Below are 26,996 nucleotides of genomic sequence, written 5' to 3'. Positions count from 1 at the left end.
CGAAGGGGTTGTGACCCAAGGGGTTGTGGCTATCCCAGCAGTGAAGGCAGCAGGGAGTTCAGGCCGCTCGGCAGCTCGCTGGGCAGCTCCGAGGGCCACTGCGAAGGGAGTCCGCTCGGCAGGCTCGACGGCAGGCTGCTGGGCAGCTCGGTCGGCAGGCTGAACGAGGGGCGCGCCGAGCCGGACGGGCTCGGGCTGCTCGTGGCCGGTTTCTCGCCGGTCGAGCCATCGCCGCCGGACGCCATCAGGACGACGACGGCCACGGCCACCGCGGCCGCCAGCAGGACCAGCAGCGCGAACAGCGGGCCCCTGCGCCGGCGGGGCGGCTCCGGTGGGCGTGGCGGCATCCAGCCGACGGCGGTGGGCGGGTCCTGGTCGCCGGGCGGGGCGCCGAAGCCGGCCCGCCGCCCGTCGAACACGTCGTCCGGCGGCGGGCCGAAGCCCCCGCCGGAGGACGTACCGAAGCCGTCGTCCGGGGGCGGTCCGAAACCCCCGTACGAAGGCGGGTCGTAGCCTCCGCCGGAAGGCGGAGTGCCATCCGGCGGGCCGGGCGGTCGTGGCGGTACGGGCGGCATGGCCATACCGCCAAGAGTCACCGCGATCCGGTCATCGCGCGAGCCCCGCACGGGAGTTGGCACGGACTCATGCCCTGGAACACACGATTCCGGAGCATTTCCGGTGAGAACCGGCCATGCAGGCAGGAGCGACGGCACACGCGCGTGCGGGTGTCCGCTCACAGGCAGCCCGCACGCGCGCGTGCGTGTTCAGCCCCGGGCGCCCAGCAGGTGGTCCATCGCCAGCTGGTCGAGGTGCTCGAAGGCCATTCCGCGCGCGGCGGTCGCCTCCGGGTCGAACTCCTCGAAGGCCGTGCGGTCGGCGAGGAGCGCCTGGAGGCCGTCCGCGGCGGTCGGCTGGGCCAGCTGGTCCAGGCGGGAGGCGCGCAGGGCCTCCTGGACCTCCGGGTCCGCCCGGAAGGCGGCCGCGCGGTCCTTGAGGATCAGGTAGTTGCGCATGCAGCCGGCGGCCGACGCCCACACTCCGTCGAGGTCCTCGGTCCGCGGCGGCTTGAAGTCGAAGTGCTTCGGGCCCGCGTAGCCGGCGCTCTCCAGGAGGTCGACCAGCCAGAAGGCGGCGCGCAGGTCGCCGGCGCCGAAGCGCAGGTCCTGGTCGTACTTGATGCCGGACTGGCCGTTGAGGTCGATGTGGAAGAGCTTGCCCGCCCACAGGGCCTGGGCGATGCCGTGCGGGAAGTTCAGGCCGGCCATCTGCTCGTGGCCCACCTCGGGGTTGACTCCGTACAGCTCGGGGCGCTCCAGGCGCTCGATGAACGCGAGGGCGTGGCCGACGGTGGGGAGCAGGATGTCGCCGCGCGGCTCGTTCGGCTTGGGCTCGATGGCGAAGCGCAGGTCGTAGCCCTGGGAGGTGACGTACTCGCCGAGGAGGTCGAAGGCCTCCTTCATGCGGTCGAGGGCGACCCGCACGTCCTTGGCGGCGCCGGACTCGGCGCCCTCGCGGCCGCCCCAGGCGACGTACGTCTCGGCGCCCAGCTCGACGGCCAGGTCGATGTTGCGGAGGGTCTTGCGCAGCGCGTAGCGGCGCACCTCGCGGTCGTTCGCGGTGAACGCGCCGTCCTTGAAGACCGGGTGGGTGAAGAGGTTGGTGGTGGCCATCGGCACCTTCATGCCGGTGGCGTCGAGGGCCTGGCGGAAGCGCTTGATGTGCGATTCGCGCTCGGTGTCCGAGGACCCGAAGGGGATCAGGTCGTCGTCGTGGAACGTCACACCGTGGGCGCCCAGTTCGGACAGGCGCTGGACCGTCTCGACGGGGTCGAGGGCGCGGCGGGTGGCGTCGCCGAACGGGTCCCTTCCCTGCCAGCCGACGGTCCACAGGCCGAAGGTGAACCTGTCCTCGGGGGTGGGCTGGAAGCTCATGCCGCGGCTCCTTGCTCGGGGGCTGTGCTCGATGTCTGCGCTGGATGACTGTCGTGCCGACTATTTCGTCATCGCGGTTTACAAATTAGTATGCCGACGCGTCCCTGGGAAGGGTCACCATGTCCCCGCAGGGCGAAAACCGGGTCGCGACACCCCGACGAACCGGGAAAACTGCAGGTCAGTCACGCGCGAGCCGCGGAAAAAGGGAGAGCCGATGTCAGCAGCCGAGGGTCCGCTCGTCGTCGGCGTGGACACGTCCACGCAGTCCACCAAGGCGCTGGTCGTCGACGCCGCCACCGGCGAGGTGGTGGCGAGCGGCCAGGCGCCGCACACCGTGACCACGGGGGCGGGCCGCGAGAGTGATCCGCGCCAGTGGTGGGACGCGCTGTGCGAGGCGCTGCGCCAGTGCGGGGACGCTGCGCACGAGGCGGCGGCCGTGTCGATCGGCGGGCAGCAGCACGGCCTGGTCACGCTGGACGGGCGGGGCGAGCCGGTGCGGCCCGCGCTGCTGTGGAACGACGTCCGTTCGGCGCCCCAGGCGCAGCGGCTGATCGAGGAGCTGGGCGGCCCGAAGGCCTGGGCGGAGCGCACCGGGAGTGTGCCGGGCGCCTCGTTCACGGTCACCAAGTGGGCGTGGCTGGCGGAGCACGAGCCGGAGGCGGTCCGCGCGACGAGGGCCGTACGACTCCCCCACGACTACCTCACCGAGCGCCTGACCGGGCAGGGCACGACCGACCGCGGCGACGCCTCCGGCACCGGCTGGTGGGCGTCGGCGACCGAGGCGTACGACGAGGAGACCCTCGCGCACGTGGGCCTGGACCCGGCGTTCCTGCCCCGGGTGGTCCGCCCCGGCGAGGTCGCCGGCACCGTGCGCGACAGTCACGACCTGCCGTTCTCCAAGGGCACCCTGGTGGCACCCGGCACCGGTGACAACGCGGCGGCCGCGCTGGGGCTCGGGCTGCGCCCGGGCACCCCCGTGCTGAGCCTCGGCACGTCGGGCACGGTGTACGCCGTCTCGAAGCACCGCCCCGCCGACCCGACCGGCACCGTCGCGGGCTTCGCCGACGCGCACGGCGACTGGCTGCCGCTGGCCTGCACCCTGAACTGCACACTCGCGGTCGACCGGATCGCGGCACTCCTCGGCCTGGACCGCGAGGCCGTCGAGCCCGGCGCCTCCGTGACCCTGCTGCCGTACCTGGACGGCGAGCGCACCCCGAACCTGCCCCACGCCTCCGGACTGCTGCACGGCCTGCGCCACGACACCACCGCGGGCCAGCTCCTCCAGGCCGCCTACGACGGCGCCGTGCACGCCCTGCTGGGCGCCCTGGACCTGGTGCTCGACGAGGACGCCGACCGCACCACCCCGTTGCTGCTGATCGGCGGCGGTGCGCGGGGCCGGGCCTGGCAGGAGACCGTACGGCGGCTGTCGGGGCGGCCGGTGCAGGTGCCCGAGGCGAAGGAGCTGGTCGCCCTCGGTGCGGCCGCGCAGGCGGCCGGGCTGCTCACCGGCGAGGACCCGGGTGCGGTGGCACGGCGCTGGAACACGGCCGCGGGGCCGGTGCTGGACGCGGTGGAGTGGGACGCGGCGACGCTCGCCAGGATCTCCGGGGTACTCTCCGACGCGGCCCCGCTGCTGGAACGGGCGCCGGAGGACCGCTGATCGGCACCGGTGATCAGCACCGGACAGTCCAGAGGATCGATGGAGGCATGACCGCACCGCTGCACGAGGCCCGCCCGACGGCTACCGGCCGTGCCCTGCCGGACACCCAGCAGGGCATGCGCCGGCGCAACCTCGCGCGCGTGATGCACGCGGTCAGCGCGGAGGGCTCGCTGTCGCGGGCCGCGGTCGCCTCCCGCATCGGCCTCACCAGGGCGGCCGTGTCGACCCTCGTCGACGAGCTGATCCGCTGGGGGCTGCTGGAGGAGCTGGGCCCCGAGCGGCCCAGCAGGGTCGGACGGCCGGGTTCGGCGCTCGCGGTCAGCGGGCACGGTCCGGCCGGGGTCGGGGCGGAGGTCGGGGTCGACCATCTCGCCGTGTGCGCGGTGGACCTGCGCGGCGAGGTACGCGCGCGTGCCGTGCGGCACGGCGCGAACCGGGGCCGGGATCCGCGCCCGGTGGTGGAGGAGCTGACCGGGCTGGTCCGGCGGGTGGTGGCGGACGCGGAACGGGACGGCCTGTGGCCCGCCGGCCTCGCGGTCGCCGTCCCCGGCCTGGTGGCCCGTGACGGGCACACGGTCGTGCACGCCCCGAACCTCGACTGGCACGACACCGACCTCGGCGCGCTGCTGCCCGCCGGCCTCCCGCTGACGGTGGACAACGAGGCCAACTTCGGTGCCCTGGCCGAGCTGTGGCTCGGGGAGGCCACGCCGCGTGACTTCCTGCACGTGTCCGCGGAGATCGGTATCGGCGCCGCCGTCGTGGTGGACGGACAACTGCTGCGCGGCAAACGCGGGTTCGCGGGCGAGCTCGGCCATGTGCCGGTCCACCCCGACGGCCCGCGCTGCGCCTGTGGCGGACGCGGGTGCCTGGAGCAGTACGCCGGCGAGGAGGCGGTGCTGCGTGCGGCCGGCCTCGCATCGCGGGAGGACGCGGTGGGCGTGCTCGCGCGCCAGGCGGGCGCGGACCACGAAGGCGTACGACGCGCCCTGTACGACGCCGGTACCGCCCTGGGCATCGCGCTGACCGGCGCCGTCAACCTCCTCGACCCCGAGGCCGTGGTCCTGGGCGGCGCCCTGGCCGGGCTCGCGCCCTGGCTGCTCCCGTCCCTGGAAGCCGAACTGGCCGACCGCACGACAGGCCCCGCCTGCCCGGTCTCCGTCTCCCGCCTGGGCCACGAGGGCCCGCTCCTGGGCGCGGCCCACTCGGTGGTCAGGGCCGTCCTGGACGATCCGGCGACCGTGGCTGAGCGGGTCTGACCGAGACGTGACCGGAAGTCTCCGCCTTCGGGCCCACTGGTTCGGGGCGGCCGCGCCGTGGGGAGTCACCTTGAAGTTCCTTCGGACTTCGGGAGGTTGGCGTGGCAGAGTGGGTTCCCCGCGAGGAGTGGATCAGGACCCAGCCCCAGGCTCTCGTCGCCTCATGCGTGTTCGTACGGGACGAACGTGACCGGGTCCTGCTGTTGCGGTACGGCCCCGGCCAGCCGGTGGCGGGCGAGTGGTGACTGCCGGGCGGGATGCTCGACCACGGCGAGGATCCCCTGACCGCGGCCCGGCGGGAGATACTGGAGGAGACCGGCATCGTTCTCGGTCCGACGCTCAGGCTGCTCGGTATCGACCATCGGGCCGATGTGGACGGCACCGGCCCCGTGCTGGACTGCTTCTTCGACGGCGGAATCCTCGCCGAGGAGACGGTGGTACGGCTCAGCGACGAGCACGACCGGTATGCGCTGTTCTCCCCGCAGGAGTTGGCGGCGACGCCGCTCGTCGCGCCGCTCTCGGCCCTCGTCGCGCTTCATTCGGCGGCGAGTTCGGATTCCTGCGTCTACCTGCGCGAGGGAGAGCCCGTGTGAGGCTCGCACTCCCTTCGCCCGTTCAGGTGATGCGGTTATCCACAGTCGCCGCTCCGTCCACGGAACCCCCGGGCGCCCTTCTGCCCAACCCGCATGCGCCGTACCGTGATTCACGCGAGGCATCCGCCGGCACGAGGGGAACACGCACGTCAGGGGGACGTATGTCGGGAGAGGCGGCCGTGGGGCTGCGGCGGGATGCGGTGGGGTTACGGGAGGTGCTGTTCCAGAGCATCACGGCGATGGCGCCCGCCGCCGCGGTGGCCGCGTCCATTCCGTCCGGGGCGGCGTTCGCCGGGGGCAGTCTGCCGCTGGCCGTGGTGATCGCTCTGGTGGCCTGCCTGTTCACCGCGTCGTGCGTGGCCGAGCTGGCACGGGAGTTGCCCGCCGCGGGCTCCGTGGCCACGTATGCGGCGCAGGGACTGCATCCGGCCGTGGGGTTCCTGGTGGGCTGGGGCTATGTGTTCGTGGAGGCGCTGGTCCCGCCGTTGCTGCTGCTCCAGCTCGGGTTCACCGCGGCGGGGACCCTGCACGAGGAGTGGGCGTCCTACCCGGCCGGCCTGTGGTGGCCGTGGGCGCTGGCCGGCGCCGCCGTGATCGCCGTCGCCGGGTATCTGGGGGTGCGTGCCTCGGCCCGTTTCGGGACCGTCCTCGGGGTCTTCGAGATCGCGGTGTTCGTCGTCTTCGCCGGGTGGCTGATCATCAGGGCCGGCGGGCACAACACCCTGTCCGTGTTCGGTACTTCGCACACGGCGGACGGTTACGGAGGGGTAAGCGGGGTCTTCGCCGGTTCCGTCTACACCGTGCTGGCGTTCGCCGGCTTCGAGGCGGCCGCGCCGCTTGCCGAGGAGACCCGCGACCCACGCCGTACCATGCACCGCGCGGTGCTCGGCGCGGCCCTGGGGATCGGCCTGTTCTACGTACTGACGACCTATGCGATGACCGTGTACTTCGGCCCCGACAGGTTCGCCTCCTTCGGGGCGGCGGGCGAGGCGTCCTGGGAAGGCGTCGCCCGGGCCTCCTTCGGATTCTTCTGGGTCCTCGTCTTCCTCGCGGTCGTGAACTCGACGATCGCCAACGCCAACGCCTGCGCCAACGTGTCCACCCGGACGGCCTTCGCGCTGGCCCGCATCCGGGTCCTGCCCCGCGTCCTCGCCACGCTCCACCCCCGGTACCGCTCCCCCGTCGCCGGCATCGCGGTGCAGACGGTCGTGGCGGTCGGCGCCGTGCTGGGGCTGGGCTTCGGCTACGACCCGGTGACCGGGTTCCTGCTGCTGGCCACGGTGATCGTGACGGTCGCCATCGGTGTCTACATCGTCGTCAACCTGGCCTGCGCGGGCTACTTCCTGCGTCGCGGCCGTCCGTCCCTCAAACCCGTACGGCACCTGCTCCTGCCGCTGCTGGGCATCGCGGCCTTCGTCCCCGCCCTGCTCACCGCGGCCGGGCTGCCCGTCTTCGACTTCGTGACGAAGCTGACCGCCCCGGTGTCCTACGCCGGTCCGGTGGTCGGCGTCTGGATGGCGATCGGGGCGGTCGTCCTGCTGGTGCTGATCCGGCGTCACCCCGAACGCATAGCCGAGACCGCGCGGGTCCACCTCGAAGAGGACACCTCGGGCACCCGCGCCGCACAGAACGGAGCAACACCGCGATGACCGACCCCCGGATCCTCACCGTCCGGCCCGGACCGGACGAGTATGCCTGGACGTTCGGCGGGGCGCCGCCGGTGGCGCGGATCGCGCCCGGCACGGTCCTCGACCTGTACACGGAGGACTGCTTCGCAGGACGGGTGCGGTCCGAGAAGGACCTGGTGTCCGAGGTGTGCGAGTTCCCGTTCCTCAACCCGCAGACCGGGCCCTTCCACATCGAGGGCGCGGAGCCGGGCGACACGGTGGCCGTGCACTTCGTGTCGATCGAACCGGCCCGGGACTGGGCGGCGTCGACGACGGTCCCCCTGTTCGGCGCGCTCACCTCGACGCACACCACGGCCGGCCTCCAGCCGCCGCTGCCGGAGAAGGTCTGGATCTGGCAGCTGGACCGCGCCCGGCGCACGGCCCTGTTCCGGGCGCACGAGAACGACATCGAGCTGGAACTGCCGATGGACCCGATGCACGGCACGGTCGGGGTGGCGCCCGCGAACCTGGAGGTGCGCTCTGCCCTGGTGCCGGACGCGCACGGCGGGAACATGGACACGCCCGAGATGCGGGCCGGCGTCACCTGCTATCTCGGGGTCAACGTCGAGGGCGCACTGCTCAGTCTCGGCGACGGACACGCCCGGCAGGGCGAGGGCGAGACCTGCGGGGTGGCGGTGGAGTGCGCGATGAACACCGTGGTGATCGTGGAACTGCTGAAGGGGATCGCGACGCCGTGGCCCCGGCTGGAGTCGGACACGCACATCGTGTCGACGGGGTCGGCGCGTCCCCTGGAGGACGCCTTCCGGATATCGCAACTCGACCTGGTGCAGTGGCTGGTGCGCGACTACGGGTTCGGTGAACTCGACGCCTACCAGTACGCAACCCAGACGGTGGAATCGCCGTTGGCCAATGTGTGCGACACCAACTACACGTGTGTGGCCAAGCTCCGCAAGGAGTGGCTGCCCGCGCGCGAGACTTACCGCGGACTGCATGCGCGACTGCGCGAGACGGCGGCGGCCCTGGGCCGCTGACCGCCCCTCGACTCCCCCGTGCTTCGAGCACGCTTCCGAAAGGCACCCATCCATGGACCGGGCACGACCGCTCCCCAGCAGGCGACGGCTCCTGAAGGGCGCGGCCCTCGCCGCCGTCCCGTACGCGCTGCTCCCCGCGGGCCGGGCGGGCGCGCGGACCGGGGTCGTCGACTATCCGTCGGCCGAGTGGCAGGCGGCGAGCGGCGAGAACCAGACACCGGCCCAGCGGCCCGACGAGTACCCGATCGACCGAGTGATCATCCATGTCACGCAGCAGTCGTACGCCGGCACGCTGTCCATCTTCCAGAACCCGAAGAAGCGGGTGTCCGCGCACTACCTGGTGCGCTCGGCCGACGGGCATGTCGCGCAGTGCGTGCGGGAGTACGACGTGGCCTGGCACGCGGGGAACTGGGACTACAACACGCGGAGCATCGGCATCGAGCACGAGGGCTGGGTGGACAGGCCGGAGTACTTCACCGACGCCCTCTACAAGGAATCGGCGCGGCTGACGGCGTCCATCTGCGAGAGATACGGCATCCCGAAGGACCGGGAGCACGTGATCGGCCATGTCGAGGTGCCGGGGACCGACCACACCGATCCGGGCAAGCACTGGGACTGGGTGCGCTACATGAGGCTGGTCGGCCAGGCGGAGTGAGGCCGGTGGGGCAGCCCCCGCACGGAGGCCGGTCGAAACGGTTGTCGGCGCGAACACCCCGAGTGACGATGTCCCCAGCCGCATCGCCGTCGGGAGGCCGAGTTGACCGATCCGTGGGTGGCCCTGGAGCCGGGGGCCGACCCTGCCGAGCGCGTCCGGGTGCTGCGCCGGGCGCACGAGACGTTCACCACGGCGGGCACCGTGCCGCGCCCGGTGCGGTCCGTGGTGGCCGAGTCGTGGCGGCGTTCCGCGCGGGCCGGGGTGGGGCCGGACGGCGCGGCTCACGTGGAGCTGACGGACGGTGACCTCGGGGCGTATCGGGCGGAGCATCCGCTGGCCCGGGTGATGCCGCTGTTCCGGGAGCTGATGGGCACGTTCGCGGCGGACGGCGAGCATCTGCTGGCGGTGTGCGACGCGGACGGCAGACTGCTGTGGGTCGAGGGGCATCCGGCGACCCGGCGCCGGGCGGACCGGATGAACTTCGTGCCGGGCGCCCGCTGGTCGGAGGCCGCGGTCGGGACCAACGCGCCGGGGACGGCGGTGGCCGTCGACCGGCCGGTGCAGGTGTTCGCGGCGGAGCACTTCATCCGCCGGGTGCAGCCGTGGACGTGCGCGGCGGCCCCGGTGCACGATCCGCGCACCGGACGGGTGCTGGGTGCCGTCGACATCACCGGCGGCGACCGGCTGGCGCACCCGCACAGCCTGGGCTTCGTCCAGGCGGTCGCGCGGGCCGCCGAGTCGCAGCTGGCGCTGCTCGATCCGCCGGTGCCCGCCGACGAGGAGCCTGCGCTGACGGCTCTCGGCCGGGACGAGGCCGAGCTCCGCCTGGACGGCCGCCGGCTGCGGCTCGGCCGCCGGCACAGCGAGCTGCTGGTACTGCTGTCCCGCCACCCGGAGGGGCTGACCGGCGATGAACTGCTGTGCGCGCTGTACGAGGACGAGTCGGTGACGCCGGTGACACTGCGAGCGGAACTGGTCCGGCTGCGCCGACTGCTGGGCCCGGGACTGCTCGCCTCCCGGCCGTACCGGCTGACCGCGCCGGTCGAGTCGGACGCGACCGTGGTGGAGCGGCGGCTGGAGGCGGGGGCGGTGACGGCGGCCGCGGGCGCGTACACCGGGCCCCTGCTGCCGGGTTCGCAGGCGCCCGCGGTCGTACGGCTCAGGCGGCGGCTGGCGGACGGGCTGCGGGCCGCGCTGATCGGGTGTCAGGACCCGGATCTGCTGGCGGACTGGGCGCACGCGCCGTGGGGCGAGGACGACGTCGAGGTGTGGCGGGCGCTCGCGGCGGTGCGGCCGACGGCGCTCGTACGGTCCCGGCTGGCGGCCCTGGAGGCGGAGCTCGCGGCGCCGGCCGGCTGACCTGCGGCGCAACGTGTTCGCAACGTCCGCTCCCCTAGCCTCCGCGCCGAGAGCTGCCCAACGGCGGGCAGCGCATCTGCAAGGAGGCAGGCCACCATGACCCGTTTCGCGGCGCCCGGCACCGAGGGCGCGATCGTCTCCTACCAGGCGCGCTACGACCATTTCATCGGCGGCGAGTGGGTGCCGCCGGCCCGCGGGCAGTACTTCGAGAACCCGTCGCCGGTGAACGGGCAGCCGTTCACCGAGGTGGCGCGGGGTACCGCCGAGGACGTGGAGCGGGCGCTGGACGCTGCGCACGCGGCCGCGCCGGGCTGGGGCCGTACGTCGGTGGCGGAGCGCTCCGACATCCTGCTCAAGATCGCCGACCGGATGGAGGCCCACCTCGAACCGCTCGCGGTCGCCGAGAGCTGGGAGAACGGCAAGCCGGTGCGCGAAACGCTGGCCGCCGACATCCCCCTGGCGATCGACCACTTCCGGTACTTCGCCGGGGCGATCCGAGCCCAGGAGGGTTCGCTGAGCGAGGTCGACGACGACACGGTGGCGTACCACTTCCACGAGCCGCTGGGCGTCGTCGCACAGATCATCCCGTGGAACTTCCCCATCCTGATGGCGACCTGGAAGCTCGCGCCGGCCCTCGCCGCCGGGAACGCGGTCGTCATCAAGCCCGCCGAGCAGACCCCGGCCTCCATCCACTACTGGATGAGCCTGATCGCGGACCTGCTGCCGCCCGGCGTGGTGAACATCGTCAACGGGTTCGGCGTGGAGGCGGGCAAGCCGCTGGCGTCCAGCCCGCGGGTGGCGAAGGTCGCCTTCACCGGTGAGACCACCACGGGGCGGCTGATCATGCAGTACGCCTCGGAGAACATCAAGCCGGTCACCCTCGAACTCGGCGGCAAGTCCCCGAACATCTTCTTCGACGACGTGTGGGCGCACGACGACGACTTCCGCGACAAGGCCCTCGAAGGCTTCACGATGTTCGCGCTCAACCAGGGCGAGGTGTGCACCTGCCCGTCCCGGGCCCTCGTCCAGCGCGGCCACTACGCCGAGTTCATGGAGGCGGCGGTCGCCCGCACCCGCCTGATCAAGCCGGGTCACCCGCTCGACACCGACACGATGATCGGCGCCCAGGCCTCCAACGACCAGCTGGAGAAGATCCTCTCCTATCTGGACATCGGCCGACAGGAGGGCGCGAAGGTCCTCATCGGCGGCGAACGCATCGACTACGACGGTGAGTTGAAGGGCGGCTACTACGTCCAGCCGACCATCTTCGAGGGCGACAACCGGATGCGGATCTTCCAGGAGGAGATCTTCGGTCCGGTCGTCTCGGTGACGTCCTTCGACGACTTCGACGACGCGATCAAGATGGCCAACGACACGCTGTACGGCCTCGGGGCGGGCGTCTGGACCCGCGACATCAACACCGCCTACCGCGCGGGTCGTTCGATCCAGGCGGGTCGGGTGTGGACCAACTGCTACCACGCGTACCCGGCGCACGCGGCGTTCGGCGGCTACAAGCAGTCGGGGATCGGCCGAGAGACCCACAAGATGATGCTGGACCACTACCAGCAGACGAAGAACATTCTTTGTTCTTACAGTCCTCAGAAGCTTGGCTTCTTCTAGAGCCTCAAGTCGGGTTGCCTGGAGGCATCGTTGGGCTCCAGGCAACCCGATACGACAGGTACCCGCTGTAGTCAATCGGGTCCTTCAAGCTGCTGTCTGACATCCAAGACGAGTTGTGGGCGGTGGTCGAGCCGCTGTTGCCCAGAGTCGAACGGCGGACCCGGCATCCGGGGCGCAAGCGGCATCCGGACCGGTGCGAGCGGACGGGACAACCACCAGTATCGGCGCAGGAGTTGTCCCGCCGCCGTCGAAAAGGCGATGGCCTGGCGGTCCGAGTCACCGCGTGCCGATACGTTCCGGGGCGGTGGCGAGCACCGCGTTCAGGAGGCCGGGGAAGTAGGCGTCGAGATCGTCTTTGCGCAGGCTGAGCATGCGCCGGGCCCCGTCCACCCGGACCTTGAGGACGCCTGCTTCGCGGAGCACCCGCTGGTGGTGGGAGAAGGTCGACCGGCTGATGGTGAGCCCCGCCGCCTGCTGCAACTCCGTGCATGGTGATTCGCCTATCGCGGCCAAGGCGCGCACGGCGCTGAGTCGCGCGGGGTCGGCCAGTGCTGCCAGGACTGTGGCCAACCGCAGGTCGGCCGAGTTCGGGTGCGGTGTCTCGATCGGCGTGCTCACTCTGGCGAGCGTAGTGGAGGCTTGCCGTCATGTCGATGATCATCGTAGTGTTCGATGACTATCGACATGATGGCTCCCCAACGGAGGCGGCTCAGTATGAGCATCGAGAAGGTAGCCCTGGTCACCGGCGGATCCCGCGGCATCGGAGCGGCCATCGCCCGGCGCCTGGCCAGCGATGGTCTGCGGGTGGCACTCACCTACTCGGCTTCGCCGGACCGTGCGGATCAGGTCGTACGGGAGATCGAACGCGCTGGCGGACGTGCGCTGGGTCTTCGTGCCGATGCCGCCGATCCAGACGCGGTCACGGCAGCGGTTGAAAGAACAGCCGCTGCTTTCGGGCGCCTGGACGTTCTTGTCAGCAGCGCCGGTGTCGCCAGTGCCGGCCAGGTGGAGGAACTCGAACCCGAACAGATCGATCGGATGATCGATGTGAACGTGCGCGGTGTCCTCCACGTCATCAGGGCCGCACTTTCCCACCTCGGTGAGGGCGGACGGATCATCACCATCGGCAGCATGATTGCCGAACGCGTGCCCTTCGCCGGGGGCGCCGCCTACGCCATGACCAAGGCCGCCATCGCCGGACTGGTGCGCGGCCTGGCAAGGGACCTGGGCCCGCGGGGCATCAACGTGAACAACATCCAACCCGGCCCCACCGCCAACGATCGCATGTCGGCCGACAGCCCGGCCGCGGACGCCATGCTCCAGTGGCTCGCACTGTCCCGCATTGCGACCCCGGATGAGATCGCCGGACTGGTCTCCTACTTGGCCGGCCCAGAGGCCGGCTACATCACGGGGGCCAGCCTTTCCATCGACGGCGGTTTCACCGCCTGACCCGGGGCGGGGCCACCGCGGGTCACTTGGCCCCTGATGCTGACCGAGCAGAAGAGCGCAGGCGGGCAAGCTGCGGCCGGCGGCCCCGACATTCAGATCGGTGGCTCGGCGAAGAGTTGCAGCAGCCAGTCGGCGCTTTCTGCAGCGCCTGTGGTTGTGGTTGCTCCGGGGAAGAGACGGCCCCAGGAGCACGCGCGGCCAAGAGCGCTCAGTCGCCACGCCAGAGTCACCGCGCGTCGCAGTTCTGCGCTCGTCCGACCACCTCCCGTCCAGGGTTCCAGGTAAGCGTCCCGTAGCCGTGGCAGCACTTCGGACCCGTATCGTGCACTGGCCGCCCGGGCCGGGACCAGGAAGCTGCAGAAGGGGTGGGAGACCGCAGCGTCGCCCCAGTCGAAGAACGTGAATCGATCTGGCTCTGGGTTGAACAGCTGGCCGTCGTGCAGGTCGGAATGGTCGAGGGAGTCAGCGATGCCCACGTCGGCAAGTTCCGTGCACCAGTTCACGAGACGCGGCCGGAGTTCGTACAGTTTGCTGAGGTCGTCCGACTGAAGTGTGGTGTTCTCCGCGATGACTCGGTCGAAGAGGTCAGGAAGCGCAGTGGTACGTGCGCTGGGGACACCGAGCAGCTCGATCTCCTGAGTGTGCGGGACGAGCGCGTGCTGCATGCTCGCGTACCGGCGCAGCGGCTCCTCCCAGGCGCGTGGATCGGCGGGGCTGCGGTTGAGCACGTCCCTGAACAGCTCGCCGCCGTGGGGAAGCAGCGACCAGCCGTGGTCGACATCGACGGCGAGTGGTTCCAGTACGTGCTCCGGCACCCAGTGGGCCAGAGCTGAGGTCAGCGCCGCCTCGAAGGCACTGGCGGGCGGGTTGGCTTTGAACCATACGGCGTTGTGTTCTTCAACCGACATGCGCAACAGCACAGACCACGGTCGTAGTCGCACTCTCCGTTGCCCTGTCTCGCGTAGGCCGCGAGCGGTGAGCTCGCGCTCAGCCCATCCGAGGGCGGCGTCTCGCCAGGCCTCTTGCTCCCAGGGCGTGACCGCATCCTGGTATTGGCCCCGGTCCACGACCATCGACGCGTCACGTTGCATCGCGCCATCCCAGCACCGCGCCCGCCAGTTCTCCATCGATTTCCGCGGTCATCTTCGTGGCCACCTCCGGCTGCACCTGGAACCAACTGTCCTCGGGTTTCAGGCTGTCGGGGGTGACCGCCTTCCGCCGGTTCACCGAGTGGACCGAGGCCGCGTGCGAGCCAAGCTCCACCACCTGGTCCTGGACGAACTCGGTTCCCGGGGCGGCCTGCTTCTGTCGATCGGTGTCTCCGCGGCGAACCTCCACGACGGCCAGGCCCTGATCCCGGGGAGTCCTGTCGGCCGCAACGCTGTCCGGGACGTCCTGGCGGGATGACCAACAGGTCTGTGGCCGGCGGGTTCGTGAACGACTGCACGATGCGTCCGAACCAACCGGTGCCCTCCGCCCGGCCGGGGCCCGGGCGGACGTGGGCTGCAGGGGAGTGCGGGCGGGTCCGGCTGGTGAGCCGGTCACGCACTTCGTGTCGGGCTGGGCGACACCTCCGCGCAGGCAAGGGCGTACGGCCAGATCGCAGCGCCGATCTCCTCGGGTGTGCCGGGGCAGCCACGGCGCAGCCAGTCGATGACCGTGCCCAGGACGGCGCCTGCCATGAACGCGGCGACCGGGTCATGGGGTGCCTCGGCGGAATGGTCGGCTCCAGCGGACGGAATCTCGTCGGTCAGGCCGCGGCTGATGCGGGCGGCGAGCGCGATGCGGTGGAGCAGGTGGTTGATCATCCGGGCGCTGCCCTCGTCGCACAGGAGGGCCCGGTAGAGGGGTGCGTGTTCGGCCACGTGGGCGAACAACCCGGGCATGGGGTTGCTCAACGTCCCGCCGTCAGGGTCGACCGGCCCGCGCGGAATCGGCGCGACGGCCACCAACCGGTCATAGGTCGCGGTGCACGCGGCGACGGCCAGATCATGGACGTCCACGTAGTGCTCGTAGAACGTCGACCGGTTGACGCCGGCGCGTTTGGTGAGGTCGGCGACAGAGATCTGGCTCAGCTCCCGCTCGGTGACCAGCTCGCGCAGAGCGGCTTCGAGGGCGGCACGGGAACGAAGAACACGACGGTCCGGGGGTTGCGCTGGCATACGTCGACCGTATCCTGTCCCACACCTGATGGATATCCGACAGGTGTTGGACAGGAGGCTCTCCATGGCCACGTACGTACTCGTCCACGGCGGCAGTCACGGCGGGTGGTGCTACCAACGCGTCGCCCGCATCCTGCGCTCGGCCGGCCACGACGTGTTCACCCCGACCCTGACCGGCGTCGGCGAGCGAGCGCATCTGCGCAGCCCCGACATCGACCTCGACGTCCACATCACCGACGTCGTCCAGGTCCTGCGGTACGAGGATCTGAACGACGTGATCCTGGTGGGCCACAGCTACGGGGGGATGGTCGTCACCGGCGTCGCCGACCGTGCCCCCGACCGCGTCGGCCACCTCGTCTACCTGGACGCCGCCACACCAGCGAACGGCCAGTCCCTGGTCGACCTCGCACCGGAGCTCATGACGGCCTCCCGCGCCTCGACCCGGGTGATCGACGGTGTGGAACTCGTGAACTTCCCCGGCGAGGGACCCATGCCGCACTACGGCCTGACCGATCCGGACGATATCGCCTGGCTGGAACCGAAGCTCACTCCCCACCCCTGGAAGTGCTTCGCACAGCCGTTGCGCCTGGCGAACGAGGCGAGCCTGCGCACCATCCCGCAGACTCTGATCGTGTGCACGTCGACCCTGCCCCACCGCGACCCGGCCGACCTGGAGGCCGCCCGTACGGCCGGCCGGCTGTGGGACATCGACACCGGCCACGACCTGATGATCACCGAGCCCGAAGCCGTCGCCGACCTCCTCCTGCGCGTCGTGACTGCGTGAGTTGTGCGCCAAGAACGGTCGCAGCCGCTCCCACTCCGCCGATCCCCACCCATGCCGGGAGCAACGACCGGATCAGCTCTTGGCTCTGTGCCGCGATGCCGGGCAGGAAGATGTCGACGCAGGCGATGAACTGATCGCGGTCATCGTGCTCGCGCAACCGTGTCGTCGCCGCGTATACGAACGGGTACCGGCTGGGGCCCAGTTGCGCCCATTGTTCGGCGGCGTTGTCCAGGAAGGGAGCTCGGTCCCTGTCGCTGCCGGCGTGGCGCCTGGCGTTCGCGGCGTTCTGCCCGGCGACGCCCATGACGGCTTCCACGGGGGTGTCGGCACCGCGAGGTGATCATCGCCCCGAGGACCAGCACCGGGCGACCTACTGTCCGTCGGACTGACCGACAGGATCGGCTGACCGACGACGCGGCCACGGCTACGCAGGGCCGTCGAGCGGAGCCGTGCCGGCGGGGTCCGGGACGTGCGTGAGGGCGGTGAGGGTCCTTGTGGTCAGGTCACGGAGCCAGCGGTGGCCGGCGTCGCGGTCGTGGCGGGCGTGCCAGGCGACGACGAGCGGGACGGGCTCGGCGGGCTCCGGCAGGGGGTAGGCGCGTAGTCCGGCGGGGAGGGAGTCCGTGCCGAGCAGCGTCGTGGCGACCGTGATCAGGTCGTCGCGAGCGGCCACCGTGCGCAGTGCCAGGGCGAGTGTCGGCACCGTGAAGGCGACCTTTCTACGCAGGCCGTGACGCTCCATCAGGTCGTCGAGCCGGTTGCGGGTGCGACCGCGCCGGGAGACCACGACGTGCGTCAGCGCGGCGAGGCCCTGCCAGGTCGTGGGGTCGTGCGGCAGCTTCCGGCGGCCGACCACGACCAGCGTGTCGGTGAGCAGGGTGACCGAGCGCGTGTCGGCGTGGTCCGGGGTCTCGTCGGAGATCCGGAGGTCGACCGAGCCACGCCGTAGCTCGTCCACGGTGGCGGCGGCCTCGCCGAGCACGCGCAGGCAGACGCCGGGCGCGGTGGCGGCGAGCGGGGCGGCGAGACGCGGCAGCAGCGCGCCGGCCACGATGTCGTTGCACTGCAGGGTGAAGGTGCGCTCCAGCGTGGCGGGGTCCACCTCGGCGGTCGGGGCGAGGACGACCTGGGCGCGGGTGACCAGGTGGTGGACCTCCTCGCGGATCTGCTCGGCGTACGGCGTGGGCAGCATCGAACGCCCGGCGCGGACCAGGATCTCGTCGCCGGTCGCATGCCGGATCCGGCTCAGCGTGCGGCTCATGGCGGGCTGCGAGAGGTGCAGCCGGTCGGCCGCGGCGCCGACGCTCCCCTCGTCGAGCAGGGCGTCCAGCGCGGTGAGCAGGTTCAGATCCAGATGCATGCAGGTAATCCTAGGCATCAGAAGTATGCATTTGAAGTTATCTGTTGCCAGGCCTTCACTGGATGTCGGGCGCCGACCGGTGCCGGTAACGGAAGGAGCGAGTCATGCGCACTGTCATCGCCGGAGGCGGCCTCGTCGGGCTCACCACCGCGGCGTCTCTCCAGTCGATCGGACACGACGTGACGGTCCTTGAGCAGGCACCGGAGGTACGAGCCGCAGGGGCGGGCATCGGCCTGTGGCCGAATGCGCTGCGGGAGTTCGACCACATCGGCATCGGCGCGGCCGTCCGCGGCATGGGCAGTGAGATCGACACCTGGTTCTTCGACGCCGCCGGCCGCCCGATACGCGCCGCCGGCTCCAGCGCGAGCGACCACCGGTTCCTGCTCGTGCCGCGACCCGCGCTGAACAGCCTGCTCGCCGATGCCGTCGGCCGGGAGCGGATCCGCCTCGACGCCCGCGTGGCCGGGTACACCGAGAAGGAGTCGGAGGTCGTCGTCCATCTCGCCGACGGCGAGGAACTGCGGGCGGATCTGCTGATCGGCGCGGACGGTGTGTACTCCCGCGTACGGGCCCAGCTCGTACCCGGCAGCGACGCCGTTGAGCACGCCGGACACTACGCGTGGCGCGCGATCGTGCCCGCCGGCGACGAGCATCCGCAGGGCTCGGTGCTCACGGTCGGCCGGGACCGCACCCGCGGCGGGTACGCCCGGGTCGCGGCGGGGCAGACCATGTGGATGGTCAACCAGTTCGAGGCCGGCCCGCTCACCGGCAGCAAGCGGGAGCGTGCCCTGCACCGCGCCCGGAACCTGGCCGAGGCGGGCTGGCACGACGACCTCCTGGAGATGATCGCCGCCACCCCCGAGGACGCCATCCTGGAGAACCAGATCATGTTCGTCCCTCCGCTGCCGTACTGGACGAGCAAGCGGATCGCGCTCATCGGGGACGCCGCGCACGGCCTGTCCCCGCACATCGCCGCGGGCGGCACCCTCGGCATCGAGGACGCCGGTGTCCTGCGCGCCGTCCTGTCTGCCGAGCCTCATCTGCCCCAGGCACTCGTCCGGTACGAGGCCGCCCGCACCGCCCGGTTCGACGACGTCCGCGAGCACGCCGTCGCCGTCGAACAAGCCACTGATGCCGCCGAGTTCGCGCTGCGGTACACCGACTTCAGCCACTGGATGCTGACCACGGCACCCGCCACCTGAGTCGGCCCGGCCGCTGACGTGGCCGCTCGGCCCAACAGCGTACGGGCCGGCACAAGCCGGGATGCCTGCGGAACCGGTGAAGGCTGGACTGCCGACCTGGCACGTCATCATGAACCGGGCATGACGCGACTACGAAGGGGCTGCTGGAGCCGGCCTAAGGCCCGAGCCGTTCGTAGCCGCGATCGGCGTACAGCCGTTTGGGCCGATTGCGGGGGCGACCGCGCAGTCCCCGGATACGTGGGATCGCTTCCAGCAGCGGCATCAGCCGGCCTTGGTCCAGTCCCGAAGCCGACGCCGACTGGTCACCCCTGAGCAGCCGACGACCTGAGCAGGAACATCCCGCCATGCGACGCCCTACCGCAGCACGCAGACGATGCCGGCCGGAGAAACTCGGTCCGGTACCGGCAGTCGCCCAGAATTGCGGTACCGCCGAGAACACCGCGGTGGGAGCGACGGAACTATCCGCTCCCACAGGTCATCAGGAACAAGATCGGCGGACATTCGGCAAAGCCTGCCCTGCCGCACCTTCAGCCGGGAGTCGTTAGAGGGCGGTATGCGAGTTGCTAGGCGATTTGTTGTCACCTGAATGTGTGGGACTGTGGCATTCCAGCCGGTCGGCGGACTCGGGCGTGCTGACCTGAACACCATGAGCGAGCGCAAGCTGTACAAGACCGACCGCACGGCGTAGCAGCGAAAGCGGCCGCCCCGGATGTGGCGGCCGCCTCTGTGGCCATCCGCGGCTTCCGGTCACGCCCGAGCGGTCGACGTTCCCCGGTCGGAGGCGGGCGCCTTGTCCTCGGCCCGCTGCTGCCTAGGCAGCGCCGCTGTCAGCGCCAGGGCCAGCAGCGTCACCCCGATGCTCACCATGAACGTCCTGACGGTGGCGGACTGGTATCCGTGGTCCGGTAGTAGGGAGAAGAACACCGTGCCGAAGAGCGCGATCCCCGAGGCCTGGCCAACTTGGGCGGTGGTGTTGACCAGGCCGGAGGCGGCACCGGCCTGCTGCGGCTGGATCTGCGTGAACGCCGTGCCGAACAGCGAGTTGAGCACGCCGCCGATGGCGAAGCTGAAGAAGATGATCGGGCCGAGTATCTGCCAGACGTTCAGGTCGTCGCCCGCGGCGTGGATCACCAGGGCGATGGAGGCCAGGCTCGCCGCCAGCACCGCGGTCATGGCCGTGACGAAGGGGCGTCCGATCTTGGCGGCCAGACTCATGGACAGTGCGTTGCCGACGACGATGCCGAGGACCCCCGGGGCGAAGGACAGCGCGGCCTGGACCGGCGAGAAGCCGAGCCCGAGCTGCAGGTACAGAGTCAGCATGAAGAACACGCCGATCGCCATCTGGGTGGTCAGCATCACGGCCAGGCTGGACGCCAGGCTGCGCTTCCGCATCATGGACGGCGGGACCATCGGCTCGCCGCCCCGCTCCTCCTGGCGGCGCTGATGCAGGACGAACAGGCCGGCCAGTGGCAGGGCCGCGACCATGAGCAGGATCGACCACAGCGGCCATCCCTGCTCACGGCCCTGCACCAGCGGATAGAACACCGCGAACCCGGTGACGGTCAGCAGCGCCAGACCGCCGATGTCCAGCCGGTGGCGCAGGAACCCCGGCCGGGCCTGCATGGTCGCCAGGGCGCCTACCAGGCCCGCCACCCCGATCGGGATGTTGACCAGGAAGATGGCGCGCCACCCTAACCCGAACAGGTCGGCCTCGGTCAGCACGCCGCCCAGGAGCGGCCCGAGGAGCCCGCCGAGCGGGAAGGCCGCGGCGTACAGGCCCATGGCCTTGGGTCGCTCGGCCTCGTCGAACTCGGTGTGGATGAACGACAGTACCTGCGGCACCATCAGGCCGGAGCCGATGCCCTGTACCACCCGGGAGGCGATCAGCAGGCCCGGCTCCGGGGCCACCCCGGCGCACAGCGAGGCCAGAGTAAAGACGCTCATGCCGGCCAGGAACATTTTCTTGACGCCGTACTGGTCGCCCAGTCGGCCGCCGGCGATCAGGGTGAGGGCGAATCCGAGGGCGTAGCCGGCGGAGATCCACTGCATCGCGGCCTCTCCGGCGCCGAGGTGGCGGTGGATGGCAGGCAGTGCCACGGCCACGATCTGGTTGTCGATCATGTCGACCAGGACGGCCAGGACGCATACCGCCAGCGCCCACCACCGCAGCGGGTGCTTTTCCATCACTTACTCCTTGGCTCGACCAGTGGTACCTGGCAGCCCACAATCAATGATCAAAACGACTGTGTCAACCAGTTGTTTGATTAAGCTGCCTCTGCGATTGATTCGGCCACTTGTGTGTATGGTTTGGGTATGACCGTGTCGAAGCCCCGCCGCTCCCCGAAGCCGTCGGAGCGGCAGCGCGATCCGGAGCGCACGCGCAAGCTGATTCTGGACGCGGCGGTGGCGGAGTTCGCCGCGCACGGCTACGCGGGCGCCCGCATCGCGGCGATCGCCAAGCGGGCGGGCGTCAACCAGCAGCTGATCTCCTACTATTTCGACGGCAAAGAGGGCCTGTTCCAGGCCATGTCGGACAGTTGGGGCGAGCGGGCGAGCAAGCTCGTCGAACCCGGCACCCCACTGCCCGAGCAGCTGCGCCGCTATGCGCTGGAGGCGCTGGAAAACCGGGACGGCATGCGGCTGCTGGCCTGGGGCGGCCTGGAGTACACCGGCCCGGAGGCGGACCCGGACCACGCGCCCCGCGCCGAGCGCCTCGCCCAGTCCGTGGCCGACATCCGTGAACGGCAGGCGGCCGGGGCCCTGCCGCAGGAGATGGACCCGGGCTGTCTGACCGTCATGCTGATGGCGGCGGCGATGGCCCCCGTCACCCTTCCGCACGTCATCGCGGGCGTCTGCGGGGACGACCCGCAGTCCCCGGAGTTCATCGAACGCTTCGCCGACCAACTCGCCCTACTGGTCCGCCGGCTCGGACTTGATACCGATTAAGGCGCCGGCCACGCGGCCCCAGCCGCGCCGGACCATCCCGGGGATGAACGTCCGCGCGACGCGCCAGCCGCCCAACAGGTTCACCTCTGACAGAGCGGTGCGTGAGCTGATGTCTGTTTCGCCGGCTGCGGCGTCGCCAGGGTTGCTACGGCCGCGGGTGGGTGAACAAGCCCTGCTCGGTCTCGATCAGGATTTTGCGCTCGGTCAGCCGCTTGTGTTTGAGGCGGGTGTTGTTGATGTTGTTGGGCGCGATCTCCAGGTCCCTCGCCTCGCACACCTGCCGCGCCCGCAGCGGCGCGTCGGCCGCGGCGAACATCGCCATGATCTGCTGGTAGGCCGGATGATCCGGCAGCTGCGGGGCCAGCGGCGCGGGCGGCTGCCGATCGGGCAGCCCCAGCAGCGTCGTGCGGGTGATCCGGACCCTCCTCGGCGGCCCGGCCGAGCTCATCCAGCCGTGCGGTCAGCTGCGCGATCTGCTCCCCCGTCGCCTCAGCCTGCGTGGCGATCTCCCGTTCCCGCTCCTCCATCCGCACCAGAACCGCCCCGAGGGTCAGCTCCCCGCCGGTCATGTGCTGCGCCAGGCCGCAGCGGTGGCCCCGGTCAGCCGGCGCAGTATCACCGCGGTCATCGCCCAGTACACCCGTGACTCCGAACTGCGTGGCAGGTGCTCGTGGTCGCGCACCAGCCGACGGTGCAGCATCAAGATCCCGTAGGCGCGCTCCACGATCCACCGTTTGGGGATCGGCACGAACCCGGTCTGGCCTGGGTTGCGCTCGACGACCTCCACCCCGATGCCCACCGTCTGGCCGTGTGCGACCACGGCGTTCTTGAAGCCCTGGTCGACCAGCGCCTTCTGAACGGTGTCGGTGTCGGCAGCGACCTTGTCCAGCAGCGCGATGCCGACGGCGTTGTCGTGCACGGATGCGGCGAGCACCACCACCGCGATCACCAGGCCCAGCACGTCAACGGCCAGGCCGCGCTTGCGGCCCGGTACTTTTTTTGCCGCATCACACCCCGTCGACTGTGCGGGCACCCCGGCCGCCGCGTGCACGCTCTGGGTGTCGAGCACCACCAGGCTCGGGTCCGCCTTCCGCCGAGCTTTCTCCCGCACCTGCCAGCGCAGCAGGTCGTGGATGGTCTGGTCGGTGCCGTCGTCGCGCCACTTGGTGAAGTAGTACATCACCGCGCCGCGCGGCGGCAGATCGTGCGGAAGCAGGTCCCACTGGCAGCCGGTACGGCCCTGGTAAGGGAGCGCGTTGACGATCTCCCGTATCTCGTACCGGCCCTGATGGCCGCTTACCGAGCGATGCGCGGCCTTCCACACGACGATCACGGGTTCAACCAGAACCCACTGCTCGTCGGACAAGTCGGTCTTGTAGGGCTTGCGCTCGCTCACGGTGTTCAACCCAGCACGCCCGAGCCCGCCGACCGGCTGGAATGCCACAGTCCCACACATTTAGGTGACAACAAATCGCCTATCAACTCGCATACCGCCCTCTTACATCGACCGGTGCCCGAAACGACCGACTCGCCTCTCGGTTTCCGAAAGCCGGATACCCCGGCAGCGGGGGCACGTCCCAGCCTCCCGCGATCTCACGCGACAGCAACCGCATCGTCTCCGCGAACGCCGGGAACTCCTCCAGCGTGCTCGCCATCTCCCAGCGATGCCTCAGCACTTGGCGCCTCGTCGGGACCGGACGCCTAGTGGGGTGCAGCGGCGCGTCCTCCACTGCGCGGGGCAGCAGCCGAACCGTCGCGTCCACCGTCCACACCGCTACGGCCTGCCTCATGCCCGCCTGCCACACCTCGTCCTCGGCCAGTGCCGGGTACACACCGACGACCTCCGCGCGATACGCCTGCTCGATCTCCGCGGCCGTCCCGGCAGGCAGGGTGAAGACGCACCAGCAGCTGGAGAACGGCATCCGGCAGTACGCGGCCGTCAGGAACACGGACTGGTAGCAGGCCGCCTCGAAGTCGATCAGCCGCAGCCCCTCCGGGGTGAGCAGGTTGTTGTCGGGGCAGGTGTCACCCGGGGTGAAGGCCGGATACTCCTCCCCACCCGCTGTCCCGATCCGGGCAAGCTCCTCTGCAAGGCCCGCCGGAACCGCGATTCCGGCGCCGTCGAGCAGCGCGGGCAGATCAGTGACCCGCTGCGCGATCCACGGCTCGTCCTCCCAGGACGGCATGCCCTTGTCGTACCGGGACCACAGCTGCGCGAGATCGGCACGCCGGTGCACAGATTCGGCAGCCAGCCGCCCGAGCCCACGAGCCCAGGCCAACAACCCGCTTTCCGCGACCGTCGGATCGCTCCCGAGCAGAACGTCCGCCAGAGTAGGCGCGTTCCCGAGATCCGCCATGACCAGCAAGGGGACCTCGGGGTCCACACCCAGAAGTTCGGGACCGGCGATCCCAAGAGACAGCCCGGCGGCCTCCGCCGTGAAGCAGCGCAGGGACTCCGGCTCACTGCTGAACGCCTTGACGATCACACTGCCGCCGCCGGCCCTCTCGCAGCGCAACACGGTGCTACGCGAGCTGCCACCGAGGTCGACCGGGCCGGTCAACTCGACATCCAACAGTTCACCGGCGGCGCGCAAGATCGACTCCACTCCGGCATTCTGCCACCAACACCTTGGACGCCCGTAGGCCGCTATTGACCGCCAACCATTTTGAAACGATCAGTAAGGCCTGCTACGGCTTCCAAACCCGTTCTTTTGTCCGCCTGTTGAGGGTGGGGTATCCCCCAGGGCAGAGACTGGAGTGAGCCCGCCGGAGCGGCTATGGGCATCGAACCTGGTCTCTGGCGCATCGCCAAAAGCGCCGCCACCTCGGGAAGGACGCCGCCGCCGCGGTACTGAGACTGCTGCCCGAGACGTGCGACGCCTAGGGCTGTGCCTTTCCGGCGGGATGTGGCGCGCGCCTTCCGGGACTTGGCAGACGACCTCGCGGCCGGGCACGTACGGGTCCAGGAAACCCGGCGTCGATGGCTTCCGCACACCACGAACAAGCGCCAGGCGCGCCGCAGTGGCTGTCGCCGACTCGGCTGGTTCAGGAGCACCTGACGGCAGTTCCCAGCTGCCCTTCTCGTCCACCAGCGGCAGACGCCCGTCGTACGCGACGCCCGCGTCCACCACGCTCCTGGCGGCCCGCTCCGTCTGACTGCCGGCCGGCCGGCCGGCCACGTCAGCGCGACCCTGCCCCGGAGTCTCCACCTCAGCCGCTGACGATTCCCACGACGAGATTGATGGCGGTGGCGAGAATGCCGGTGCCGAAGACGTAGGACAGCAATGTGTGACGCAGCACGATCGCCCGGATCGCCGAACTCGACACATCGGTGTCGGACACCTGGTAGGTCATGCCGAGGTTGTAGCTGAAGTAGAAGAAGTCCCGGTACGCCGGAGGGTCGTCCGAATTGAAGTCGATCCCGCCCCCGGACTCGTAATACACGTAGGCGTAACGGGCGGCGTACATCAGATGCAGCGCGGCCCAGGCCGTGAAGACGCCGCACAGGGCGGTCGCCGCCGCCACATGGCCGGGGTCGGACTTGCCGCGCACGAGCAGCAGCACGATGGCGGCGAGTCCGCACAGGGCCACCGCGACCACCACGAGTTCATCGGTCACGGGACGGAAGTCCTCACGCCGTGCATTGCGGTGGGTGGCCGTGGCGTCCATCGGCCACAGCACCGCCCAGCCCGCCAGGACGAAGGACAGTTCCGTCGCGGCGATCGCGGCCAGTGCGCCCAGGGCTCCATCGGTCGCCAGCGCCACGGCCACGCCGACCACCGATCCGACGATCGCCGCGCCGGTGAGGCGGGGCACGGCATCCAGGGGCAAGGAGCGTCTCATGCACCATCACGGTAGCCGCGTCGCCGCCGGTCAGCGCGCTTCACGGCATCTGATCGACACGGCAAGGCGCTGTGCCGTCCCAGTGGTGAGCGGCAGGAAGACGGTGGGGCGGCGACGTCAGGCAGTCGGTATGCCGGTCAGGTCTCAATCACGGCATCGCAGTCGGGGCAGACCACGGATGCGTATTCCTCGGGGTACCAGGGCGCTCCAGGGTGCTCGGAGGGCTTCCAGCGGGTCGTCTCCATCGCGAAGGTGTCCCTGCCGCAGAGGGTCCTCGGTCCCGTCGCGGTGGGCGCCCCTGGGACGGCGGGCGCCGCGTGCACCCTGCGCACGTGCCGGTGCTCACCGCTCGGCGCTCCCGAGGAGGACCGCGTGGCCACCGACTTGTCGAGCTCGTAGACGACGATCTCGCTCATGTCTCTACCGTAGGCGCTCGCGCGGCCGAACCGCCCACAGCCTCGGGCCGGTGGCTGCGATCGGGAGGGCGGGGCTCTCGTGCTCAGTGCGGCGGCTTGCTTGGCCGGTGGGGAGGAGTGCGGGCCTTTACCGCGCTGGCGCGCGATGCTCAGCACCCGGATCGCCTCGACCACGCCGCCCCGGCTCCTGGGGACACCTGTGGTCCGCCGCGCGAGTACGGCCGTCGCGGCGGCGTGGGCGTCGACCAGGTCGGACTTGCCCTTCCCCTTCATCCGCCCGGTCTTGCGTCAGGCCGGTCCACGTCGACGACCGTGACCCCGGCCGCCGTCAGTACACGGGCCGGCTCGGCCACGTGGGCGCGCATCCAGTCCAGCAGGTCGGGTGGATATCGGGGAGCGCTCAATTCCACCCCGACTCCACCCATGGGTCCAGGTGCTCCGGGCCTCGTCGCAGCAGTCTTGAGGGCATGACAACGACCGAGTGGATCACCGACATCGCCCTCATCCTCGTCGTCTTCCGGCAGCTGCGGGAAGGCCGACTCGACCTCAAGTCCTTCCTGATCCCGTTGGGGATCGTGGCCTTCGTGGCCCACTCGTACCTGGACAGCGTTCCCACCGCGGGCAACGACCTGGTACTGATCGGGGTCCTGATGAGCGCGGGTGCCGCGCTCGGCATCGCCGGCGGCATCTACACCCGGATCCGCAGCGTCGGCGGGCACGTCCTGATCAAGGCCGGTGCGGTGTCGGCGATCCTGTGGGTAGTGGGCATGGGGGCGCGGATGGGTTTCCAGATGTGGACCGAGCACGGCGGTGGCGCCGACGACGTCGCCCGGTTCAGCACCACTCACCACATCACCAGCGAGCAAGCCTGGGTAGCGGCGTTCGTGTTGATGGCCCTCACCGAAGTGGTCACGCGGCTGGCCACGATCTTCATACGAAGCCGGACCCGGACGGTGACCCACCCCGTGCTCGTCCTCGACCGTACGGCCTGACACGGTGCACCATGTTCTGCCCTTGTCCGCAACCCAGAGCACCCCGCCCCATGGGAACGCTGCGGCTCAGGGAGCGGGCCCGCGGCAGGTTCCTGGACACGACCCGTGC

Annotated in this window: 26 protein-coding genes and 2 pseudogenes; 16 read left to right on the top strand and 12 right to left on the bottom strand. The window is 70.6% G+C overall.

The window, feature by feature from the left end; genetic code table 11:
- Positions 1-29 precede the first annotated feature (29 nt).
- Together ACWGKQ_RS04580 and xylA are read right to left on the bottom strand one after the other, a co-directional pair.
- A complete protein-coding gene (locus ACWGKQ_RS04580; protein WP_453290383.1) occupies positions 30-581 on the bottom strand; it encodes a hypothetical protein in 552 nt (183 codons plus the stop codon).
- Between the two features lie 183 nt (positions 582-764).
- Positions 765-1,931, bottom strand: coding sequence for a xylose isomerase (gene xylA / locus ACWGKQ_RS04575; RefSeq protein ID WP_453290382.1), 1,167 nt, complete (start codon positions 1,929-1,931; stop codon positions 765-767).
- A 214-nt stretch (positions 1,932-2,145) separates the two neighbouring features.
- On the opposite strand from xylA, the gene xylB reads away from it, so the two are divergent.
- The 10 genes and pseudogenes from xylB to ACWGKQ_RS04525 form a co-directional block, all read left to right on the top strand.
- A complete protein-coding gene (gene xylB / locus ACWGKQ_RS04570; RefSeq protein WP_453290381.1) occupies positions 2,146-3,591 on the top strand; it encodes a xylulokinase in 1,446 nt (481 codons plus the stop codon).
- Between the two features lie 47 nt (positions 3,592-3,638).
- The gene (locus tag ACWGKQ_RS04565) at positions 3,639-4,847 is read left to right on the top strand and encodes an ROK family protein (protein WP_453290380.1); all 1,209 of its coding nucleotides are present in this window, start codon (positions 3,639-3,641) and stop codon (positions 4,845-4,847) included.
- A 101-nt stretch (positions 4,848-4,948) separates the two neighbouring features.
- On the top strand, positions 4,949-5,092 hold the full coding sequence (locus tag ACWGKQ_RS04560) for a hypothetical protein (RefSeq protein ID WP_453290379.1): 144 nt from the start codon (positions 4,949-4,951) through the stop codon (positions 5,090-5,092).
- 12 nt (positions 5,093-5,104) lie between these two features.
- A complete protein-coding gene (locus tag ACWGKQ_RS04555; protein ID WP_453290378.1) occupies positions 5,105-5,440 on the top strand; it encodes an NUDIX hydrolase in 336 nt (111 codons plus the stop codon).
- A gap of 161 nt (positions 5,441-5,601) precedes the next feature.
- Complete coding sequence (locus ACWGKQ_RS04550; RefSeq protein WP_453290377.1) at positions 5,602-7,089, top strand: APC family permease; 1,488 nt, start codon at positions 5,602-5,604, stop codon at positions 7,087-7,089.
- The gene (locus tag ACWGKQ_RS04545; protein ID WP_453290376.1) at positions 7,086-8,099 is read left to right on the top strand and encodes an acetamidase/formamidase family protein; all 1,014 of its coding nucleotides are present in this window, start codon (positions 7,086-7,088) and stop codon (positions 8,097-8,099) included. The genes ACWGKQ_RS04550 and ACWGKQ_RS04545 overlap by 4 nt, the downstream gene beginning before the upstream one ends.
- A 52-nt stretch (positions 8,100-8,151) precedes the next feature.
- Positions 8,152-8,754 carry an N-acetylmuramoyl-L-alanine amidase gene (locus ACWGKQ_RS04540; protein WP_453290375.1) on the top strand — a complete coding sequence of 201 codons (603 nt, stop codon included), beginning with the start codon at positions 8,152-8,154 and terminating at the stop codon, positions 8,752-8,754.
- Positions 8,755-8,856: 102 nt separating this feature from the next.
- Positions 8,857-10,113 (top strand): GAF domain-containing protein, encoded by a 1,257-nt coding sequence (locus ACWGKQ_RS04535; RefSeq protein ID WP_453290374.1) that lies wholly within the window; start codon positions 8,857-8,859, stop codon positions 10,111-10,113.
- 96 nt (positions 10,114-10,209) lie between these two features.
- Positions 10,210-11,733: an aldehyde dehydrogenase gene (gene adh / locus ACWGKQ_RS04530; protein WP_453290373.1), complete on the top strand. Its 1,524-nt coding sequence runs from the start codon at positions 10,210-10,212 to the stop codon at positions 11,731-11,733.
- Positions 11,734-11,822: 89 nt separating this feature from the next.
- Positions 11,823-11,927 (top strand): annotated as a pseudogene (locus tag ACWGKQ_RS04525) (IS5/IS1182 family transposase); the annotation flags it as partial.
- Between the two features lie 82 nt (positions 11,928-12,009).
- On the opposite strand, the gene ACWGKQ_RS04520 reads toward ACWGKQ_RS04525, so the two are convergent.
- Positions 12,010-12,351, bottom strand: coding sequence for an ArsR/SmtB family transcription factor (locus ACWGKQ_RS04520; protein ID WP_453290372.1), 342 nt, complete (start codon positions 12,349-12,351; stop codon positions 12,010-12,012).
- A 96-nt stretch (positions 12,352-12,447) separates the two neighbouring features.
- Between ACWGKQ_RS04520 and ACWGKQ_RS04515 the strand changes: the two genes are divergently transcribed.
- Positions 12,448-13,182, top strand: coding sequence for an SDR family oxidoreductase (locus ACWGKQ_RS04515; RefSeq protein WP_453290371.1), 735 nt, complete (start codon positions 12,448-12,450; stop codon positions 13,180-13,182).
- 92 nt (positions 13,183-13,274) lie between these two features.
- Here ACWGKQ_RS04515 and ACWGKQ_RS04510 read toward each other — a convergent pair whose 3' ends face one another.
- Complete coding sequence (locus ACWGKQ_RS04510; protein WP_453290370.1) at positions 13,275-14,273, bottom strand: aminoglycoside phosphotransferase family protein; 999 nt, start codon at positions 14,271-14,273, stop codon at positions 13,275-13,277.
- A gap of 38 nt (positions 14,274-14,311) precedes the next feature.
- Here ACWGKQ_RS04510 and ACWGKQ_RS04505 point away from each other — a divergent pair.
- Positions 14,312-14,541, top strand: a pseudogene (locus tag ACWGKQ_RS04505) (IS5/IS1182 family transposase); the annotation flags it as partial.
- Positions 14,542-14,723: 182 nt separating this feature from the next.
- On the opposite strand, the gene ACWGKQ_RS04500 reads toward ACWGKQ_RS04505, so the two are convergent.
- Positions 14,724-15,344 carry a TetR/AcrR family transcriptional regulator C-terminal domain-containing protein gene (locus ACWGKQ_RS04500; RefSeq protein WP_453290369.1) on the bottom strand — a complete coding sequence of 207 codons (621 nt, stop codon included), beginning with the start codon at positions 15,342-15,344 and terminating at the stop codon, positions 14,724-14,726.
- 64 nt (positions 15,345-15,408) lie between these two features.
- On the opposite strand from ACWGKQ_RS04500, the gene ACWGKQ_RS04495 reads away from it, so the two are divergent.
- Complete coding sequence (locus ACWGKQ_RS04495) at positions 15,409-16,128, top strand: alpha/beta fold hydrolase (protein ID WP_453290368.1); 720 nt, start codon at positions 15,409-15,411, stop codon at positions 16,126-16,128.
- A gap of 424 nt (positions 16,129-16,552) precedes the next feature.
- Here the strand turns inward: ACWGKQ_RS04495 and ACWGKQ_RS04490 are convergent, their stop codons facing one another.
- The gene (locus ACWGKQ_RS04490) at positions 16,553-17,488 is read right to left on the bottom strand and encodes a LysR family transcriptional regulator (RefSeq protein ID WP_453290367.1); all 936 of its coding nucleotides are present in this window, start codon (positions 17,486-17,488) and stop codon (positions 16,553-16,555) included.
- A gap of 104 nt (positions 17,489-17,592) precedes the next feature.
- Between ACWGKQ_RS04490 and ACWGKQ_RS04485 the strand changes: the two genes are divergently transcribed.
- A complete protein-coding gene (locus tag ACWGKQ_RS04485; protein ID WP_453290366.1) occupies positions 17,593-18,690 on the top strand; it encodes an FAD-dependent monooxygenase in 1,098 nt (365 codons plus the stop codon).
- Positions 18,691-19,437: 747 nt separating this feature from the next.
- Here the strand turns inward: ACWGKQ_RS04485 and ACWGKQ_RS04480 are convergent.
- Positions 19,438-20,874, bottom strand: a complete 1,437-nt coding sequence (locus ACWGKQ_RS04480; protein WP_453290365.1) for an MFS transporter — start codon at positions 20,872-20,874, stop codon at positions 19,438-19,440.
- Between the two features lie 129 nt (positions 20,875-21,003).
- Between ACWGKQ_RS04480 and ACWGKQ_RS04475 the strand changes: the two genes are divergently transcribed.
- Positions 21,004-21,636, top strand: a complete 633-nt coding sequence (locus tag ACWGKQ_RS04475) for a TetR/AcrR family transcriptional regulator (protein ID WP_453290364.1) — start codon at positions 21,004-21,006, stop codon at positions 21,634-21,636.
- 145 nt (positions 21,637-21,781) lie between these two features.
- On the opposite strand, the gene ACWGKQ_RS04470 is transcribed toward ACWGKQ_RS04475, so the two are convergent.
- From ACWGKQ_RS04470 to ACWGKQ_RS04450, 5 genes are all read right to left on the bottom strand, one after another.
- Positions 21,782-22,084 carry a hypothetical protein gene (locus tag ACWGKQ_RS04470; RefSeq protein WP_453290363.1) on the bottom strand — a complete coding sequence of 101 codons (303 nt, stop codon included), beginning with the start codon at positions 22,082-22,084 and terminating at the stop codon, positions 21,782-21,784.
- 117 nt (positions 22,085-22,201) lie between these two features.
- Positions 22,202-23,032 (bottom strand): IS5 family transposase, encoded by an 831-nt coding sequence (locus tag ACWGKQ_RS04465; protein WP_453290362.1) that lies wholly within the window; start codon positions 23,030-23,032, stop codon positions 22,202-22,204.
- An 82-nt stretch (positions 23,033-23,114) separates the two neighbouring features.
- Complete coding sequence (locus ACWGKQ_RS04460; RefSeq protein ID WP_453290361.1) at positions 23,115-24,242, bottom strand: hypothetical protein; 1,128 nt, start codon at positions 24,240-24,242, stop codon at positions 23,115-23,117.
- A 604-nt stretch (positions 24,243-24,846) separates the two neighbouring features.
- Positions 24,847-25,479 carry a DUF1345 domain-containing protein gene (locus ACWGKQ_RS04455; RefSeq protein WP_453290360.1) on the bottom strand — a complete coding sequence of 211 codons (633 nt, stop codon included), beginning with the start codon at positions 25,477-25,479 and terminating at the stop codon, positions 24,847-24,849.
- 137 nt (positions 25,480-25,616) lie between these two features.
- Positions 25,617-25,895 (bottom strand): hypothetical protein, encoded by a 279-nt coding sequence (locus ACWGKQ_RS04450; RefSeq protein WP_453290359.1) that lies wholly within the window; start codon positions 25,893-25,895, stop codon positions 25,617-25,619.
- 467 nt (positions 25,896-26,362) lie between these two features.
- On the opposite strand from ACWGKQ_RS04450, the gene ACWGKQ_RS04445 reads away from it, so the two are divergent.
- Positions 26,363-26,887 carry a hypothetical protein gene (locus ACWGKQ_RS04445; RefSeq protein ID WP_453290358.1) on the top strand — a complete coding sequence of 175 codons (525 nt, stop codon included), beginning with the start codon at positions 26,363-26,365 and terminating at the stop codon, positions 26,885-26,887.
- Positions 26,888-26,996 lie beyond the last annotated feature (109 nt).

This window comes from Streptomyces sp. NPDC054770 (genome assembly GCF_053611985.1).
The sequence above is the reverse complement of the archived record's forward strand: the minus strand, read 5'-3'. Positions and strand labels throughout refer to the sequence as shown.

Coding starts and splice junctions, on each gene's coding strand:
- ACWGKQ_RS04500 (WP_453290369.1), bottom strand. CDS start 15,344: ATGCCAGCGCAACCCCCGGACCGTCGTGTTCTTCGTTCCCGTGCCGCC.
- xylB (WP_453290381.1), top strand. CDS start 2,146: ATGTCAGCAGCCGAGGGTCCGCTCGTCGTCGGCGTGGACACGTCCACG.
- ACWGKQ_RS04545 (WP_453290376.1), top strand. CDS start 7,086: ATGACCGACCCCCGGATCCTCACCGTCCGGCCCGGACCGGACGAGTAT.
- ACWGKQ_RS04550 (WP_453290377.1), top strand. CDS start 5,602: ATGTCGGGAGAGGCGGCCGTGGGGCTGCGGCGGGATGCGGTGGGGTTA.
- ACWGKQ_RS04475 (WP_453290364.1), top strand. CDS start 21,004: ATGACCGTGTCGAAGCCCCGCCGCTCCCCGAAGCCGTCGGAGCGGCAG.
- xylA (WP_453290382.1), bottom strand. CDS start 1,931: ATGAGCTTCCAGCCCACCCCCGAGGACAGGTTCACCTTCGGCCTGTGG.
- ACWGKQ_RS04510 (WP_453290370.1), bottom strand. CDS start 14,273: ATGCAACGTGACGCGTCGATGGTCGTGGACCGGGGCCAATACCAGGAT.
- ACWGKQ_RS04480 (WP_453290365.1), bottom strand. CDS start 20,874: ATGGAAAAGCACCCGCTGCGGTGGTGGGCGCTGGCGGTATGCGTCCTG.
- ACWGKQ_RS04470 (WP_453290363.1), bottom strand. CDS start 22,084: ATGAGCTCGGCCGGGCCGCCGAGGAGGGTCCGGATCACCCGCACGACG.
- ACWGKQ_RS04495 (WP_453290368.1), top strand. CDS start 15,409: ATGGCCACGTACGTACTCGTCCACGGCGGCAGTCACGGCGGGTGGTGC.
- ACWGKQ_RS04450 (WP_453290359.1), bottom strand. CDS start 25,895: ATGAGCGAGATCGTCGTCTACGAGCTCGACAAGTCGGTGGCCACGCGG.
- ACWGKQ_RS04580 (WP_453290383.1), bottom strand. CDS start 581: ATGGCCATGCCGCCCGTACCGCCACGACCGCCCGGCCCGCCGGATGGC.
- ACWGKQ_RS04555 (WP_453290378.1), top strand. CDS start 5,105: ATGCTCGACCACGGCGAGGATCCCCTGACCGCGGCCCGGCGGGAGATA.
- adh (WP_453290373.1), top strand. CDS start 10,210: ATGACCCGTTTCGCGGCGCCCGGCACCGAGGGCGCGATCGTCTCCTAC.
- ACWGKQ_RS04540 (WP_453290375.1), top strand. CDS start 8,152: ATGGACCGGGCACGACCGCTCCCCAGCAGGCGACGGCTCCTGAAGGGC.
- ACWGKQ_RS04485 (WP_453290366.1), top strand. CDS start 17,593: ATGCGCACTGTCATCGCCGGAGGCGGCCTCGTCGGGCTCACCACCGCG.
- ACWGKQ_RS04515 (WP_453290371.1), top strand. CDS start 12,448: ATGAGCATCGAGAAGGTAGCCCTGGTCACCGGCGGATCCCGCGGCATC.
- ACWGKQ_RS04490 (WP_453290367.1), bottom strand. CDS start 17,488: ATGCATCTGGATCTGAACCTGCTCACCGCGCTGGACGCCCTGCTCGAC.
- ACWGKQ_RS04455 (WP_453290360.1), bottom strand. CDS start 25,479: ATGAGACGCTCCTTGCCCCTGGATGCCGTGCCCCGCCTCACCGGCGCG.
- ACWGKQ_RS04565 (WP_453290380.1), top strand. CDS start 3,639: ATGACCGCACCGCTGCACGAGGCCCGCCCGACGGCTACCGGCCGTGCC.
- ACWGKQ_RS04445 (WP_453290358.1), top strand. CDS start 26,363: ATGACAACGACCGAGTGGATCACCGACATCGCCCTCATCCTCGTCGTC.